This is a genomic window from Pedobacter sp. BG31 (assembly GCF_042464845.1).
Classification (GTDB): Bacteria; Bacteroidota; Bacteroidia; order Sphingobacteriales; family Sphingobacteriaceae; genus Pedobacter; species Pedobacter suwonensis.
In genome coordinates this window covers 28,883-45,033 of sequence record NZ_JBHNZK010000004.1, presented here as the reverse complement: position 1 = coordinate 45,033, position 16,151 = coordinate 28,883, and the positions used below count along the sequence as shown (strand labels likewise).

19 protein-coding genes are annotated in these 16,151 nt (G+C 37.8%); 13 read left to right on the top strand and 6 right to left on the bottom strand.

What is annotated here, in order from left to right; genetic code table 11:
- The first annotated feature begins 95 nt into the window (after nucleotides 1–95).
- From ACFE6N_RS07015 to ACFE6N_RS06995, 5 genes are all read left to right on the top strand, one after another.
- Complete coding sequence (locus ACFE6N_RS07015; RefSeq protein ID WP_378935098.1) at nucleotides 96–506, top strand: hypothetical protein; 411 nt, start codon at nucleotides 96–98, stop codon at nucleotides 504–506.
- Between the two features lie 78 nt (nucleotides 507–584).
- Complete coding sequence (locus tag ACFE6N_RS07010; protein WP_145859515.1) at nucleotides 585–1,013, top strand: YkvA family protein; 429 nt, start codon at nucleotides 585–587, stop codon at nucleotides 1,011–1,013.
- Nucleotides 997–1,317, top strand: a complete 321-nt coding sequence (locus tag ACFE6N_RS07005; protein ID WP_090986609.1) for a DUF2752 domain-containing protein — start codon at nucleotides 997–999, stop codon at nucleotides 1,315–1,317. The genes ACFE6N_RS07010 and ACFE6N_RS07005 overlap by 17 nt, the downstream gene beginning before the upstream one ends.
- Nucleotides 1,318–1,323: 6 nt before the next feature.
- Nucleotides 1,324–1,803 (top strand): CCC motif membrane protein, encoded by a 480-nt coding sequence (locus tag ACFE6N_RS07000; protein WP_208864428.1) that lies wholly within the window; start codon nucleotides 1,324–1,326, stop codon nucleotides 1,801–1,803.
- 97 nt (nucleotides 1,804–1,900) lie between these two features.
- Nucleotides 1,901–2,311 carry a BrxA/BrxB family bacilliredoxin gene (locus tag ACFE6N_RS06995; RefSeq protein WP_293786290.1) on the top strand — a complete coding sequence of 137 codons (411 nt, stop codon included), beginning with the start codon at nucleotides 1,901–1,903 and terminating at the stop codon, nucleotides 2,309–2,311.
- A gap of 370 nt (nucleotides 2,312–2,681) precedes the next feature.
- Here the strand turns inward: ACFE6N_RS06995 and cdaA are convergent, their stop codons facing one another.
- From cdaA to folP, 3 genes are all read right to left on the bottom strand, one after another.
- Nucleotides 2,682–3,473 (bottom strand): diadenylate cyclase CdaA, encoded by a 792-nt coding sequence (gene cdaA / locus ACFE6N_RS06990; protein WP_090986607.1) that lies wholly within the window; start codon nucleotides 3,471–3,473, stop codon nucleotides 2,682–2,684.
- A 97-nt stretch (nucleotides 3,474–3,570) separates the two neighbouring features.
- A complete protein-coding gene (locus tag ACFE6N_RS06985; RefSeq protein WP_145859522.1) occupies nucleotides 3,571–3,933 on the bottom strand; it encodes a four helix bundle protein in 363 nt (120 codons plus the stop codon).
- A gap of 119 nt (nucleotides 3,934–4,052) precedes the next feature.
- Nucleotides 4,053–4,907, bottom strand: a complete 855-nt coding sequence (gene folP, locus ACFE6N_RS06980) for a dihydropteroate synthase (protein ID WP_378935095.1) — start codon at nucleotides 4,905–4,907, stop codon at nucleotides 4,053–4,055.
- 99 nt (nucleotides 4,908–5,006) lie between these two features.
- Between folP and ACFE6N_RS06975 the strand changes: the two genes are divergently transcribed.
- Genes ACFE6N_RS06975 through ACFE6N_RS06955 form a run of 5 tightly spaced genes read left to right on the top strand, consistent with a single transcriptional unit; the run spans nucleotide 5,007 to nucleotide 8,769 of the window.
- A complete protein-coding gene (locus ACFE6N_RS06975; protein ID WP_378935093.1) occupies nucleotides 5,007–5,552 on the top strand; it encodes a DUF1599 domain-containing protein in 546 nt (181 codons plus the stop codon).
- Nucleotides 5,553–5,584: 32 nt separating this feature from the next.
- Nucleotides 5,585–6,736, top strand: a complete 1,152-nt coding sequence (locus ACFE6N_RS06970) for a BT_3928 family protein (protein ID WP_378935091.1) — start codon at nucleotides 5,585–5,587, stop codon at nucleotides 6,734–6,736.
- 2 nt (nucleotides 6,737–6,738) lie between these two features.
- A complete protein-coding gene (locus ACFE6N_RS06965; RefSeq protein ID WP_378935089.1) occupies nucleotides 6,739–7,794 on the top strand; it encodes an ABC transporter permease in 1,056 nt (351 codons plus the stop codon).
- A 5-nt stretch (nucleotides 7,795–7,799) separates the two neighbouring features.
- Complete coding sequence (locus ACFE6N_RS06960) at nucleotides 7,800–8,246, top strand: DinB family protein (RefSeq protein ID WP_378935087.1); 447 nt, start codon at nucleotides 7,800–7,802, stop codon at nucleotides 8,244–8,246.
- A 19-nt stretch (nucleotides 8,247–8,265) separates the two neighbouring features.
- Nucleotides 8,266–8,769: a shikimate kinase gene (locus ACFE6N_RS06955; RefSeq protein WP_378935085.1), complete on the top strand. Its 504-nt coding sequence runs from the start codon at nucleotides 8,266–8,268 to the stop codon at nucleotides 8,767–8,769.
- Nucleotides 8,770–8,882: 113 nt separating this feature from the next.
- Here the strand turns inward: ACFE6N_RS06955 and crtD are convergent, their stop codons facing one another.
- Complete coding sequence (crtD, locus tag ACFE6N_RS06950) at nucleotides 8,883–10,370, bottom strand: 1-hydroxycarotenoid 3,4-desaturase CrtD (protein WP_378935083.1); 1,488 nt, start codon at nucleotides 10,368–10,370, stop codon at nucleotides 8,883–8,885.
- Nucleotides 10,371–10,409: 39 nt separating this feature from the next.
- Between crtD and rhuM the strand changes: the two genes are divergently transcribed.
- Nucleotides 10,410–11,402: a virulence protein RhuM/Fic/DOC family protein gene (rhuM, locus tag ACFE6N_RS06945; protein ID WP_090986593.1), complete on the top strand. Its 993-nt coding sequence runs from the start codon at nucleotides 10,410–10,412 to the stop codon at nucleotides 11,400–11,402.
- A gap of 1 nt (nucleotide 11,403) precedes the next feature.
- Here rhuM and ACFE6N_RS06940 read toward each other — a convergent pair whose 3' ends face one another.
- Nucleotides 11,404–13,107, bottom strand: a complete 1,704-nt coding sequence (locus tag ACFE6N_RS06940) for a M28 family peptidase (RefSeq protein ID WP_378935081.1) — start codon at nucleotides 13,105–13,107, stop codon at nucleotides 11,404–11,406.
- Between the two features lie 42 nt (nucleotides 13,108–13,149).
- Nucleotides 13,150–13,608 carry a DoxX family protein gene (locus tag ACFE6N_RS06935; protein WP_378935079.1) on the bottom strand — a complete coding sequence of 153 codons (459 nt, stop codon included), beginning with the start codon at nucleotides 13,606–13,608 and terminating at the stop codon, nucleotides 13,150–13,152.
- A 511-nt stretch (nucleotides 13,609–14,119) separates the two neighbouring features.
- On the opposite strand from ACFE6N_RS06935, the gene rlmD reads away from it, so the two are divergent.
- Nucleotides 14,120–15,532: a 23S rRNA (uracil(1939)-C(5))-methyltransferase RlmD gene (rlmD, locus tag ACFE6N_RS06930; protein WP_378935077.1), complete on the top strand. Its 1,413-nt coding sequence runs from the start codon at nucleotides 14,120–14,122 to the stop codon at nucleotides 15,530–15,532.
- Nucleotides 15,533–15,600: 68 nt separating this feature from the next.
- Nucleotides 15,601–16,014 carry a hypothetical protein gene (locus ACFE6N_RS06925; protein WP_378935075.1) on the top strand — a complete coding sequence of 138 codons (414 nt, stop codon included), beginning with the start codon at nucleotides 15,601–15,603 and terminating at the stop codon, nucleotides 16,012–16,014.
- Nucleotides 16,015–16,151 lie beyond the last annotated feature (137 nt).

Below are 16,151 nucleotides of genomic sequence, written 5' to 3'. Positions count from 1 at the left end.
GAGAGGTTTATTTCAATAGATGTTGCTCTCAATAATATTGGTTTTTATAAAATAAATTATTCTTTAGTGTACCGGCTATAAATTACCTAATCAAAATGAAAAACACCATACTTTTTTTCTTTATTTTAGGATCATCAATATACCAATCAAAAGCCCAGGTAAAAGAAAGCTACAAAGCACAAATTGCCTATAAAATTGTTGAAACTTCTCCGCGGTGTAAACAGCTTACCAAAGGACTCTACGAAAGGATTGTTAAAAATGGTGGTACCTCTTATGGTGTTATGCTGGAGAGCAGCCCCAATCCTAAAACCGACCCATCGCATGGATACTCCAAAACCTATAATTTTAACCTCCACGAAAGTTATGCAGATAGAATGCCAATTCTAGCCCGGTTTGTATTTGATCCAAAAAAGAAACAGCTTTACGAAGAGGATGTACTAAATGATAAACTGATCGCCATCGCTTTTGACAAAAAGTTATTGAAGCGCTTTAATAAAACTAGATGAAAAGTATCAGGCCGTTGTACCAGATATGCGGAACACAACTATGATGCTTTTGGCCGTTAATTTGTAATATGCTAAACCATGAAGTTGAACAGGGAAAAAATATTAGGTTTCTTTAAGAAATCGCAAAGCAAAGCTTCGGTAATCTTGAGTGATAAAACCAAAGCTAGCAATACCATCAAAGATGCTTTAGGTAAGGCCGTAAGCAATAAAGGAGAATTGGAGGGAATCTGGTCAAAACTGGTTCTACTTTTTGCGGTATCTAAAGATTATGTAAATGGCGATTATACTGAAATACCTAAAAGATCGATCATCGCCATTTTAGGAGGACTGATTTATTTCCTATCCCCAATTGATGTAATTCCTGATTTTGTGCCTGTTCTGGGATTCATTGATGACATATACGTTCTAAATCTGGTGTACAGACAGGTGCTTAAAGATCTGGAAAGATATAAAGCCTGGAAAGATGGCCAGGGAAAAATAATTGACATAAATGGCTCGACCGCATAAAACCTTTTTAGAATGGTTGGGCGAACATCTTTTTAGTTGTCCGTTTAAAACTCATTTCGGTATTGACTGTCCTGGCTGTGGCCTGCAGCGCTCCGTTTTGGCTTTGTTTAAAGGTGATTTATCCGCATCATTTAAGTTTTATCCTGCAACAATCCCGCTTATTTTTCTGGTATTATTTACTTTGATTCACTTAAAATTGGACTTTAAATTTGGGGCGCAGCTGATAAAAATCGTTTTTGCAGGGGTTGCAGTAATTATTTTAATCAATTACATTTACAAAATATACACTCACCAATTGATCTAAATATCTATGTCAGAAGAACAGGAAACCCCTCAAGAAAATAAACCTATTGATCTTTCTAAAGGTCAACAGTCAGAACCTGCACCATTTCAGCCCCTGGGGAACGGGCCGGTAACCCCGCCGCCTTTTCAACAGCCACCACCATTTGGCCAGTTTGGAGGTGGAGGTTTTGGTCAGCAGAATTTGCCAAATGCTACAGCTGCACTTGTATTGGGTATTATAGCTATCCCCGCCTGTTGTTTTTACGGCATATTTGGATTAGTATTTGGTGTAATAGCCTGGATATTAGGTGCTGGTGATATGAAAAAATATCAGCTTAATCCGGGTTTATATACCGAGTCATCATATAAAAATGCAAAAGCAGGCAAGATCTGCGGAATGATTGCGACTATTTTAAGTGCATTATTTATTGTGATCTTTATATTGATTATAGCGGGAGCGATTACCAACCCTCAAATGTTTGATAATTTTATCAAAGGAATGAAATAGGTTATTAATTTTACCTTAAAAATATAAATCGGATGGTGCATGCCATTCGATTTTCTTATTTTTGTACTATTGATATTGTAAATAAAAAACTAAGATAATGTATCCAGAATATTTAGTAGAGCCAATGCGTAAGGAATTAACCAACGTGGGTTTTCAAGAGTTAAAAAATGCAGCAGACGTAGATCAGGCGATTAAAGGCGAGGGAACTGTATTGGTGGTTGTAAATTCTGTTTGTGGTTGTGCAGCAGCAAACGCACGTCCGGCAGCCCGCGCAGCGGCAGCACACGAAAAACATCCTGATAAATTGGTTACCGTTTTTGCAGGTATGGAAAAAGAAGCAGTAGATCAGGCTAGAAGTTATATGATGCCTTTCCCTCCGTCTTCTCCCGCAATGGCTTTGTTTAAAGATGGTAAATTGGTACACATGATTGAACGCCACCAGATTGAGGGCAGACCAGCACAAATGATTGCTGATAACCTGATCGGTGCTTTTGAACAATACTGCTAGTAAATGATTGCGCAGATTATTGGATTACACCGGTAATTAGCTGATTTAAATTATAATGAAATGGTGAATGGCAACATTCACCATTTTGCGTTTAATGAATTGATGAAATGACTATTTTTTATTTACGGGACTTCTACTTTATCGTCATGCTGATGATAGTTATCGGATTTATTTCAGCAAAAATCTCCTTAATCCCACAGCTGGTCTTAGCGTCTCGCTAAGACTTTAATTAGGTTGTTCCTTTAACCCCATAACATTAAATAAATAACAGGTCTTAGCGAGATGCTAAGACTAGAGAAGAGTCGGAAAGACTAGAGGATTAAAGATTCTTCACTGCGTTCAGAATGACAGTAATGTGAAAATTTGTGCTTTAAAAATCTTTATTCAGCAACTTTTCCAGTTCGCCGAAAGAAACATTCATTCTTACACGCCCTTGTTTGGCATATGATATTTCTCCCGTCTCTTCAGATATAATCACGGCAACCGCATCCGTGGTTTCCGAAACGCCGATACCTGCGCGGTGCCTTAAGCCAAATTGAGGGGGCAACTGGTCATTATCTGTTAAAGGCAAAATGCAACTCGCGCTTTTAATTCTGTTTTCAGAGATTACTACGGCGCCGTCGTGCAGCGGACTGTTTTTCTGGAAAATGCTTTCCAGTAAGCGTTTTGATATTTTGGAATCAACAAATTCGCAACTATTGGCAAAAAACTGTTCATCATAAAATTTAACAAATACGATTAAGGCTCCTGTACGCGTTTTTTTCATGCTTTTACAAGCATCGATAATAGGCTTTATACGGGTTAAATTGTTTCTTTCAATTTCTTTCCGGCCAAATAAATAACCCCACCAGGCTTTGTTTTTTTGTAAAAAGGCATTTTTCCCGATCAGCAAAAGAAAGCGCCTGATTTCAGGGTGGAAAATTACAATAAGGGCAATAATCCCCACACTCATAAATCTGTCTATAATGGCAGTCAGTAATTCCATGTGCAGGGCCTTTACTATCCAGTAAAAAACGGTGATAATAAACATCCCAACCAGAAGGTTAACAGCTAACGTGTTTCGGATCAGGGTATAAACATAGTAAATTAATAAAGCCACTAAAATGATATCAACGATATCAGTTGGTGATACTTTAAGGAAATCAAAATCAAAACCTTTCATTAGTGGCAAGATAGCAAAACGGATTCCAGTTTACAAGCAGGATAGATTAACTGTTTAAACTGGTTAATCGGTTAGTTGTAGAACTGGTGCAGAAAACCTAATTTCTTAATATCGATTTACGCAAAGCGTTTAATTTATTGGTTAATTCATCAAGTTTTAGTCGAAATGAAATATATTCTTCTTCACTGATATATTCCAGGTCATACGCACCAATAATATGGTTGATCGTTTCGATTGCACTCGAATAAGACATAGTTATAAAATGTGCTTTATCCTTAGGCGTAACTCTAGCTGAACCTTCTGCTAAGCAATCACCAATACTGCTTGCAGATCTTTTGATCTGACTTGTTAAGCAAAATACCTCCTCTTTCGGGAATTTCCTGGTCAAATTATAAATATCTTTTCTAAATATCCTGGCTTTTTGCCAGGTCTCTAATTTTTCAAATGAGTAAATATGCATAACAATTAGTTTAGATTATATCAGGAACTGGAGTGTAATTACAATTTAACAAGATATTGAAATTATCAGACGTAGGCAATTTGCTATTTGTACGATTAACCGATTTAACAATTGACCGATTAACCCTTTATCTTCTCCACCAACCGCACACACTCTACCGCTTCTTTCACATCGTGTACCCTTAAAATACCCGCACCTTTTTGTAGCGCAATGGTGTTGAGTACTGAAGTACCGTTTAAAGCCTCTGCTGCTGTAATGCCAAGTGTTTTATAAACCATTCCCTTTCTCGAAAAACCCACTAAAACAGGAAGTTTGAAGATTTTAAACGCTTCCATTTGTTTGAGCAGTTCATAATTATGTTCAGTGGTTTTCCCAAAGCCAAAACCCGGGTCAATAATCACATCATGGATGTGCAGGGTTTTAAGTGCAGCAACTTTTTTTGCCAGATCATCGATCACTTCGAGCAATACATTATTATAAACCGGATTTTGCTGCATATTTTGTGGTGTACCCTTCATGTGCATCATGATGTATGGCACCTGCAGCCTGGCTACTGTTTCGAACATCTGCCCGTCCAGATTTCCAGCTGCAATGTCGTTAATGATATGTGCACCAGCTTCAATGGTTTCCCGGGCAACCTTTGCCCTGAAAGTATCAATGGAAATAATCGCTTCCGGAAATGCTTTTACCAAACTTTCTACCACAGGTACCAAACGGTCTGTTTCTTCACTGGTAGAGATATCCTGAGCGCCTGGCCTTGATGAGTAACCACCAACATCAATAAATGTAGCCCCTTCACTTAAAAATTGTGCTGCTTTACTCAAAGCTTCGTCAATCGTTTTTGTACGGCTGTTGTGATAAAAGGAATCAGGAGTGATATTTAAAATTCCCATTACTTTTGGCGTGCTTAAGTCGATAAGTCTGCCTTTTATATTTAAGCTTTGTTTGGGCTCAAAAAAGTTTTTTTCTGCCATAATAAACCCTTTCGGGATTTGGGTTTCGCTTTAAAAATGTATCTTTAGCTTTTGTTTTTTCACGACAAAAATACACTAAAAACTAAATAATTATTGGCTTTGGCACAAACAAATACCTCTACAGAATTTGACGAAGTGATTGCGGTTTGCAGATCATTATTTTTAAAAAAAACTAAAGATTACGGAACTGCATGGCGGATTTTGAGACCAAGTTCAATAACTGACCAGATTTTTATCAAAGCACAGCGCATCCGTACCCTGGAAGAAAAAAAAGTAAGTAAGGTGGGAGAGGGTGTGATATCTGAATACATCGGGATTGTAAACTATTGCGTGATTGCCATGATGCAACTCGAATTAACCGAAAGCGACCCGAATGAAATGCCTTTTGAAGAAGTTGAAAAAAGGTTTGGCGATAAGGTAACGGAAACCAAAGATTTGATGTTTGCCAAGAATCACGATTATGGAGAGGCCTGGCGAGATATGCGCATTAGTTCGTTAACCGACCTGATTTTAATGAAAATTTTTAGGGTTAAACAGATAGAAGATAATGAAGGCCAAACGCTGGCTTCAGAAGGTGTTAATGCGAATTATCAGGATATGTTGAACTATTCTGTTTTTGCACTGATCAAACTCGGCGTGAAATAAATAGCAAAATAGCCTTTAAAATAGATACATAGATGCGAAATATAGTTTTAGGATTCTTCAGGATTTTTGTCGGCGCTTTATTCATATTTTCAGGATTAATCAAAGCGAATGATCCGCTTGGCTTTGGCTATAAACTACAGGAATATTTTGAAGTTTTTCATATGAATTTCCTGAGTGGAATGGCCACCGGTATTGCCATTTTACTTTGTACCTTAGAAATTGTGCTCGGTGCCTTATTGTTATTGGGTTTCTGGAGCAAAAAAGTAGCCTGGGGCCTGTTGCTGCTCATTATCTTTTTTACCCTGCTTACTTTTATATCTGCCGCATTTAAAGTAGTAACCAGTTGTGGTTGTTTCGGCGACGCCATCCCGCTTACACCATGGCAGTCGTTTACCAAGGATCTGGTGCTTTTGGTGCTGATTTTGGTAATTTTCTTAAATAAACACCACATACAGCCGCTTTTTAATAAAGAAGCAACACAAAGAAATATTGCCATTGCCGTAACACTTGTGTCGTTAGGTTTTGGGTTATATACTTACAATGTTTTGCCGATTATTGATTTTCTGCCCTATAAAGTTGGCGCACATATTCCGTCATTAATGGTCATTCCTCCAGGAGAAAAGCCTGATGAATTTGAGATCATGTACCACCTCAAAAATAAGAAAACCAAAGAGGAAAAAGACATGAGCGATAAAGCCTATCTTCAAACGGAGATCTGGAAAGATAACAATTGGGAAATTATCGGCGAACCGGCAAAAAGGCTGGTTAAAAAAGGATTTGAGCCTAAAATCAAAGATTTGAACATTACGGATGCTTCCGGAACTGATTATACAAAGGAACTGATCGAAAACCCATACTATAACTTAATTTTTGTGGCTCACGATCTGCACACAACCAATGAAGCTGATATTGGTAAATTAAACGCACTGGCCTTAAATGCCACCCAACAGTTTAATATCCGTACAGTATTGCTTACTTCTAATTCGGCACAGGATGCACAAGCATTTATTAAAAAAAATAACCTGTTCTCAGAAGTGTTTTTTGCAGATGCCGTTCCGCTAAAAAGTATGGTAAGGGCAAATCCTGGTGTTTTATTGATGAAAAACGGAGTAGTGATCAATAAGTGGCATTACCATAATGTACCCACTTTCGACCAACTCAGCCGGAAATATTTCGATAAATAAACATGATCGGATATGCACTAAAAAAACTCATGTATGGACTGCTGGTGATGGGTGGTGTAATATTGGTTGTTTTTGTGCTGTTTAACATTTTACCCGGCGACCCTGCAAGGATGACAATGGGTCAGCGGGCCGATGTACAGTCACTTGAGGCTGTTCGTAAAGAATTTGGTTTAGATCGATCGAAGCCGGTTCAGTTTATTTTATATCTGAACGACTTATCGCCTGTCAGTATTTTGGATAATAACAGTGCCAGTCAACAGAAATACCATTACGCCAAACTCATAACTTTTGATCAAAAAGTACTGGCATTAAAATGGCCCTATCTGCGTAGTTCTTACCAAACTAAGCGAGATGTTACTGCGATTCTTTCCGAAACGGTGCCTAATACTTTTATCCTGGCATTAACAGCAATGATTTTTGCTACCATAATAGGCGTGTTGCTGGGAGTGCTGTCTGCAGTATATAGAGATTCGTGGATTGATAAAACAGCTAATGCCTTTGCTATTTTAGGAATATCCGCCCCTTCATTTTTCGCGGGAATTATTATTGCCTGGCTATTTGGCTTTGTGCTGAGCGATTTTACAGGCTTAAAAATGAATGGGAGTCTTTATTCCTACGATCCATTTAATGGAGAGGTGCTAACGTTAAGGAACTTGTGGTTACCAATGATTACACTGGGGTTAAGGCCATTGGCCATTATTGTGCAGTTAACCCGTAGCGCCATGCTGGATGTCTTGGCGCAGGACTACATCAGAACCGCAAAGGCGAAAGGTTTAAGCAAAAATGCGATTATTTATAAGCATGCCTTAAGAAATGCCATGAATCCTGTTATTACAGCTATTTCAGGATGGTTTGCATCTTTATTGGCAGGCTCTTTCTTTGTAGAATACATTTTCGGCTATAACGGTTTAGGGAGGACAACAGTAACCGCCCTAGAAATGTCTGATTTTCCGGTAGTCATGGGATCAATTCTTTTTATTGCCTTTGTTTTTGTAGTCATTAATATTCTGGTCGACATTTTATATGCTTATGTTGATCCCAGGGTTAAGTTAAGCTAAGTACGATGAGTGAAGACGAAATCATTAAGTATACAGAACTTGCCGATAGGCGGATTATCGAAATATTTAAGCAGGCAACTATTGAACTGCCTGATGCAGAACGGTTGTTCAGCCATGTGCTCAATGCACAGCATATTTGGGTGCAACGTATTTTTGGCAAAAAAGCGGTTTACGGTGTTTGGGATATTCATCCAAGAGAAAATTTTGAAAGTATCTCTTTAGAAAATTTCAGACTGATTAAAGAGGCATTGAATAATTACACTTTAGATCAAAGGGTTTTATATTCGAACTCCAGAGGGGATCAATATGAAAACCGTGTAGATGAAATTTTATTTCATTTGTTTAATCATACTACTTATCATCGCGGACAGGTGGTAACCTTATTAAAGAAGGCTGGGTTTACGCCACCTGTAACCGACTATATTATGTTAAAACGCGACCATTTATTTTAGGTCGGCAATCAGAAATCACATGAAAATTTTCCTTATCGGCTATATGGGCTGCGGCAAAAGTACCAAAGCAAAACAACTGGCACACCGTCTAGCATGTCCGGTGATTGATCTGGATGCCGAAATCGTTACGAAAACAGGCAAAAGCATTGCAGAATATTTTGCAGAATTTGGGGAAAGTGGTTTCAGGGATTATGAAAGTGAAATGCTTAAAACCTTCAACTATCCGGAAAGCTGTGTGGTGGCTACCGGAGGTGGATTACCTTGTTTCTTCGATAATATGGAATGGATGAATGCACATGGCACTACGGTTTATCTGCAAATGGAACCTGCTGCTTTGGTTTCACGCTTACATAACCGCCAAAAGCGTCCGTTGATTAAAGATTTGGATGATGAGCAACTCCTGGTCTTTATAAAAGAAAAACTCCATGAACGTGAACCTTTTTATACCGGGGCGAAAATAATTGTAGATGCTTTTGATCTTGATGGAGAGCAGTTGGAGGAAGCCGTTAAGAGAGGTTGTTAGTCTGCAGTCTATAGTCTTTAGTCTTCAGTTGATTTATCGCTTTTAGCAATACTGCGATAGGTCGTAAGCGATCAACTATGGACCATCAAACCATTGACCCAATGGCTAATGAACTATTGAACCACTGAACGAATATCATCATCAATAATCTTGGCAGATAATAGAGCCAATGGGATTCCGCCACCTGGATGTACGCTACCACCGCAGAAGTAAAGATTCTTCACTTTAGAACTGAAGTTGGAGTGTCTTAAAAATGCGGAAAACTGATTGTTGGAGCTATTGCCATATAAAGCGCCCTGATACGATCCTGTTTTGCTTTCTATCGATCTAGGATCAAGAATCTGTTCGCAAAGGATATCTTTTTCAATGTTCCGGTTTAAAATCCGGCTGATTTTTTTGATGATATTTACCTTCGCTTCCTTGATCAACTGATCCCAGTTTTGTCCGGTATTGGCAGGTACATTAATCATCACAAACCAATTCTCAGCATGGGCTGGTGCATCCGTTCTGATGTGTTTAGAACTGATGTTAATGTAAACGGTAGGGTCGCTGCTCACGGTTTTATCTTTCCAGATGGCATTAAATTCCTTTTGATAATCTTCGGTAAAGAAAATGTTGTGCAGGCCTAGCTCACTATAATTGCTGTCCATGCCCCAGTAGAAAATTAGTGCTGAACTACTTCGTTCCTGCGTTAATAGTTTTTTCGGCTCTGCTATGCCTTTCAATAAATTTTTATAAGTAAACCAGATATCGAGGTTAGAGATCACGATGTCTGCGTTGTAGGTTTTATCGTTAACTTTAACACCCTTTATTTTAGGTTTGCCTGCATCGGTGTATAGAATTTCTTCAACTTTCTTGCTGTAATGAAACCTAATGCCCAGTTCTTCGGCCAGTTTTACTAAAGCGCTTACAATACCATACATTCCATCTTTTGGGATAAAAGCACCAAAATAATATTCAAAATGCGGAATTACATTCAACGTAGCTGGTGCCTGATAGGGGTCTGAACCATTATATGTAGCGTACCGGTTAAAAAGCTGGGCAATACGCCCGTCTTTAAAAAATGATTCGTTTGCCTTAGCCTGTGTTCTGAAAGCATCAATCTGACCAAAACGGAATATCGATTTTAAAGTATCCCAATGCAGGTAACTTTTAAGTTTATGTAAACTCCTTTCTAAAAAAACGCGATGTGTAACCTCGTATATTGTCTCGCTTTTTTTTAGATAACGCTTTACTTCTGCTGCGGTTGAATGGGTTTTTTCTTCAATATCCCGGGCAAATTTGTCAATATCAGCGGTAGCATTTAGCCTTAAACCATCTTCATAAAAGTAACGGCAAATTTCGTTTAATTTAGTGTATTTAAAATAATCTTCAGGATTTTTCCCGGCCAGTTTAAAGAGTTTATCCACATATTGTGGCATGGTAAAAAGACTTGGGCCAGCATCGAACCTGAAACCATTCATTTTTATTTCACCTAGCTTACCTCCGGCTTTTGAATTGGCTTCAAAAACATCAACTTGATAACCTTTAATAGCGAGGCGAATGGCAGAAGCAATTCCCGCGATTCCGGCTCCGATAATTATGGCTTTTGGTTTAGGCATAATACGAAAATAGCATAAATATTTTACTAACTTGATGCAATGACTAAGGATGAAATTATTATTTATAAAAATGAAGCAGGACTGCCAGCAATAGAAGTGGTTTTCGGTAATGATACTGTTTGGCTTACTCAACAGCAGATGCAACTGCTTTTTAACAAAACTAAACAAAATATTAGTCTCCACATTAAGAATATATTTACTGAAAATGAACTGGATAAAAGTTCAACTGTCAAGAAATCCTTGACAGTTCAAAAAGAAGGTAATAGGTCAGTTAGCAGAGAAATCGAATTTTATTCTTTAGATGTGGTTATATCAGTTGGCTATCGGGTAAAATCGGTTGAGGGAACAAAATTTCGTATATGGGCTAACCAGATTTTAAAAGATTATCTACTAAATGGATATGCCTTAAATTACAAAAGATTACAAGAACAAAGCCAGCAACTCATTGAATTAAAGCAAGCCATTAAGTTGGTTAATGCTGTTCAAAATAGTCACATGCTTAATAATGAAGAATTAAAAGATACTTTTAAAATTCTTACAGATTATGTTTATGCTTTAGATGTTCTTGACCGTTACGACCATCAGCAGTTAGAAAATGAAGTTTCTGGCCATAAGGGTGATTTTAGAATAGATTACAATTCTGCACTTGAAGCAATAGAAGATTTGAGAGTGAAATTTGGTGGAAGCAAACTTTTTGGAAATGAAAAAGATCAGTCATTTAAAAGTTCATTGTACACCATTTATCAAACATTTGATGGGGAAGAACTTTATCCGAGTATGGAAGAAAAGGCGGCAAATCTATTATATTTTGTAGTAAAAAACCATTCATTTTCTGATGGCAATAAACGGATTGCTGCCTTTTTATTTGTTTGGTTTCTAGATAAAAATAAAATGCTCTATCGAGAAGATGGCACAAAAAGAATTGCCGATAACGCGTTGGTTGCACTCACCTTACTCATAGCAGAAAGTGATCCTAAAGAAAAGGAAATGATGGTTAAAGTAATTATTAATTTAATCAACTATAAAAATTAACCTATCTCAATTCCTCCAGATACGCTTTTGTCTGTTTTTCGATCTCATTAGTGGCAAATTTAATGGACGAACCTACTCTCGTAGTTTCTGTTTTAACTGCCATTTTGTTGATTGTTGCCAGTGCATCAACGTACCATTTGCCCCAAACCTCAATAATATGTTTCTCATCATCTGCCGATTTTCCATTCGCAATTGCTTTTTTGCTAAGCTCAAATTCTGTTTTTAAGCGGATCAGCGCATCTCCTTTAACTTGAGAAACGGTGGCAATAGCTGTGTTTTCATCTGCAGAAATTAAAGTATAGGCTGCAGTTAAACCACTTATACCAACGTTTTTCATTTCCGTTGCCGAAACTTTATCGATTCTGTCGTTGTCGGTGTGATAAAAAACATCGGTGAAGTGCCACATCAGCAAACCCGGGATTTTATTTTGTAAAAACGGAGTGTGATCGCTTCCCCCTTCAAAAGGGTTATAGTTAACCGTCCAATTGGCAAATTTACCCTGTGCTTTACAGATATCGAAAATAAAATCGTTGAAATAATGCGGAAAAAGATCTTTCTCACTCACATCACCAGCGCCCCATTCAGTATGTTTATCTGCGCCTCTTGTCCAAATGGCTGATGGATCGGGCATTTTTTCGATTAAGAAAGAGCCACCGGTTTTTTTAGTGTTTTCGCCAACCATATCCAAACTCATTCCCCACATAATGCCCCTCGCCCTCGTGGTATCTTCAGTAATATATCTTCTTGTTGATACGATTTCATCGCCCCATAAAAAGGTCAAGCTGCGTTCAGGTTTTATCTTTTTTGCCTGATACAGTTCTGCCGTTAATCTTGCCATTTCTGCTAATGTGCCGACACCACTAGCATTATCGTTTGCACCAGGCTCCTGAACATGTGCACTGAAAACAAAACGTTCATTAGGATTTATACTGCCTTTAACATTTGCCACAATGGTTAATTCTTCGGAAGGATATATTTTAGTCTGAATATTGACCTTTAATTTAGTATCACCTTTTAGGCAAGCGGCTTTTAACTTTTCTTTTGCTGCATAGGAAAGGAGCAATGTCCACACTTCGCTATTGGCTTTCATACTGCCAAACTGAATGGAAGTTTGATGAATTTCCGGTTGGGTATATTTTGGCATTGAATAGCCTAAAACCCCAATGGCCCCTGCTTTAGTTGCGATTTGTAGTAAACGCGATGGATTATTTTCAGAAAACAGAATTTTTCCTTTCAAATCCATCTTTTCTATTTCTGCTGAAACTATTTTTTCGATGTAAACCACGTTAGCCGTTACACCATCAGCAGCAGTTGAGCCACAGTTGATGGGAATCATATTCCGGTTAGTTTTATAAGAAATAAGCGGTTGTGTCTCACCTATAATATCGATATTGGCATCAATAGGCTCCCAGGTGTTATTTTTCATCGCTCTTTTTTCAATCCGATAAGTTAAGGGCGCTTCAAACTCATTTTTTTTCTGTTCTACAAAACCAGCCTTTTTAAGGATATTTTCGACGTAATGAATACTGGCGTTAAAGCCAGTATTGCCAGGTACACGAAAGTATTTTTCTACAAAGGCCGTTGTTTCGTAGGCATTTTTTTCCTGAAACCCTGCTCTAGTCATTTTGAAAAATCCATCTGTCGTGTTTTGCGCATAACAGGTAACGCCCGCCAAAAGCAGTAGAAAAAGTATCTTAGTTTTCATGATCATTAGTAAAAACGAAAGATACTAAGAATTTAATGTTGTTTAGTCGTAACGCTTTCCCATTTTACGTTTTAATCCTTCATCAACCGATAGTGGTCCAGAGCCAACTACCCAAAAAATGATAAGAAGAAATAAAATTAACACGGAGAACCAGAGTTCTGAATTCAGGGGTGAGAATCCTGGGGTAAGGTTAACGAAAAATACGGCAAACAATAAAATTGGAAGCTGAAGAACAACTGCAAAGCGGGTAACTAAACCTAAAGTGATCAAAATACCACCGACTAAATGTGCAAATGCGACAACATGAATGGCAACACTGATCAACATGCCTGAAAAACCAAATACGTTGTTTTGTGTAATCATGTTCTGGAGCACAGAAGTGTCGCTGACAAAAGAAACACCTTTTCCAAAAATAATCAGGCCAAGTACAATCCGAAGATAATCCAGCCATTTTGCGTGATGAACATCTCCCCAATGTTCAATTTTACGGATAACGTTCATATTGAACCTCCATTTTTATGTAAATGATGTATTAAGTTAAGAATTTATGTTTATAATATCAAATAAGTATTTAGAAATCAGTGGGATATTTAAATTAAAAGAAAGAAAGCAAAATCTTTATCTTTCTGATAAAAGATTAACAGAAAATTAATCTATACCGTTTTGGTTTTTGGTCTGAATTTTGTATTATTGCTTAAATAGATTCGTTTTTTATCATGAGCAAGGAGATACTAGAGTTTTCTGTACAAGTGGATGAAAAATTCGACCTAAAATTTAACTGGTTGGGCGGCTTTTGGGACGCAGCATTTAGATTTTTTGGAAAATAATTTTTTAAAGCCATAATTATTGAAGAAGCATCAGCTTCCTGGTGGAAAGTTATGGCTTGATTTTTCTGGTTCTTCAGTCTATCGCGCTCTTTATTGCTGGTTTCAATCTTTTTGACCGACAGTTTTTAAGCTTCTGTCTTTCTATCCTACACCTTCAACCTCTTTTTTCCTATCTTTGCAAAATAATGAGTAGAAGAAAACCTGGTACGGTAACTATTGTTCCAAACGTACAAATAATTGATATTGCTGAAGAAGGAAAAGGTGTTGGTAAGGCTGATGAATTGGTCATCTTTGTGGATAAAGCTGTTCCTGGTGATGTAGTAGATGTGCGGTTGACCAAAAAGAAAAAGAATTTTGCAGAAGCAATCATTGATCAGTTGCATGAAAAATCAGCATTGCGTACTGATCCTTTTTGTCCTCATTTCGGAACCTGTGGTGGTTGTAAATGGCAGCACATGGGTTACGATGCTCAATTAAAGTTTAAGCAGAAAAATGTTGAGGCGGCATTACAACGTTTAGGCAAAATAGATACCTCTGGTACAGAACCGATTCTAGGTTCTGCAAAAAACAGATATTACCGCAATAAATTAGAATTTACTTTTTCGAACAAACGTTGGTTGGAGAAAACTGATGTAGAACGCGATGAAGATTTTGATATGAACGCACTGGGTTTTCACGTACCCTTACGTTTCGATAAAATTTTAGATATCGAACATTGTTATTTACAGGATGAACCCTCCAATTCCATCAGAAACGCTGTCCGTAAATATGCATTAGAAAATGACTTGTCTTTTTACGATCTGCGTAACCATGAGGGCGTTTTGCGTAACCTGATTATCCGTACTTCCAGTACGGGAGAAGTAATGGTGGCGGTGGTATTTGCTTATCCTGAACAAACACAGGTTGATGGTTTAATGGGATTTCTAAAAAATGAATTCCCGCAAATTACCTCTTTACTTTATATTATTAACCAAAAGAAAAACGATACTATTTTTGATCAGGATGTCGTGGTTTTCTCTGGTCGCGATCATATTTTCGAAGAGATGGATGGCATCCGTTTTAAAATCGGGGTAAAATCTTTTTACCAGACCAATTCTGAACAAGCCTTCGAACTCTATAAAATTACCAGGGAATTTGCCGGATTTAAAGGCGACGAACTGGTTTATGATTTGTATACCGGGGCAGGAACAATTGCCAACTTTGTGGCCCGAAATGTAAAACAGGTGGTAGGCGTAGAATATGTACCTACCGCAATTGAAGATGCTAAGTTCAATTCTGAACTGAACGGAATTGATAATACGATCTTTTATGCCGGTGACATGAAAGACATTCTTACTTCCGAATTTATATTGGCCCATGGTAAGCCTGATGTAGTAATCACCGATCCGCCACGTGCGGGAATGCATGCAGATGTGGTGCAAAGATTATTAGAAATGGAAGCCGAAAAAATAGTTTATGTTAGCTGTAATGCCGCAACACAGGCCAGAGACCTCGAACTGTTAAAGGAAAAATATGATGTAGCCCGCATTAAGCCGGTAGATATGTTTCCGCATACGCAGCATGTAGAGAATGTGGTACTTTTGAGATTAAAGGCGTAAAATGTAAAATGGAAGAGGTTTGATGGGCTTTAAACGGTCTAACATTTAAACCTTCCAACAACAAAGAAATGGATAGAGAAGAATTATTAAGTGCAACACCAGAAGATAGTGGGGCGCCACAACGTAAACAGGAAAGTCCACTGATAAGTTTAGAAAAAGACCTGGAGTTTTATGCTGATGCGATCAAAGAAGTAGCCATTGAGATTATGGTTGAAGGGATTTCTGCGAATCCGATTTTCATTGCTCATCAGCACGAGGTAAATATTGGTGAAGTGATTTTAAATAAAGAAGAGCTCAATACCAATTGGACCATACAAGCCTCTACTTTAGAAGAATTTGTAGAAAAAGGAATTATCAGCAAGGAGAAAAAAGAACCATTCTTAAAAGTTTATAAGAAACCGGAAGACTTTATGTGTGTATTCGTGATCGTTCCTGAAGGTGCTAACTTTATTTATTATCCGTATAAAAGAGGTAGAGGGTAGAACGATGGAGGGGTAAAGATTTATGTGCCAATGGCAATAGTAGCCAGAATCTGTATAATCTTCGAGTATCTGGGAATTTTTTATAAAGAAGACGCTGCTTGCATCCACAGAGCAGCGCCTATCATTAACTAAACTAA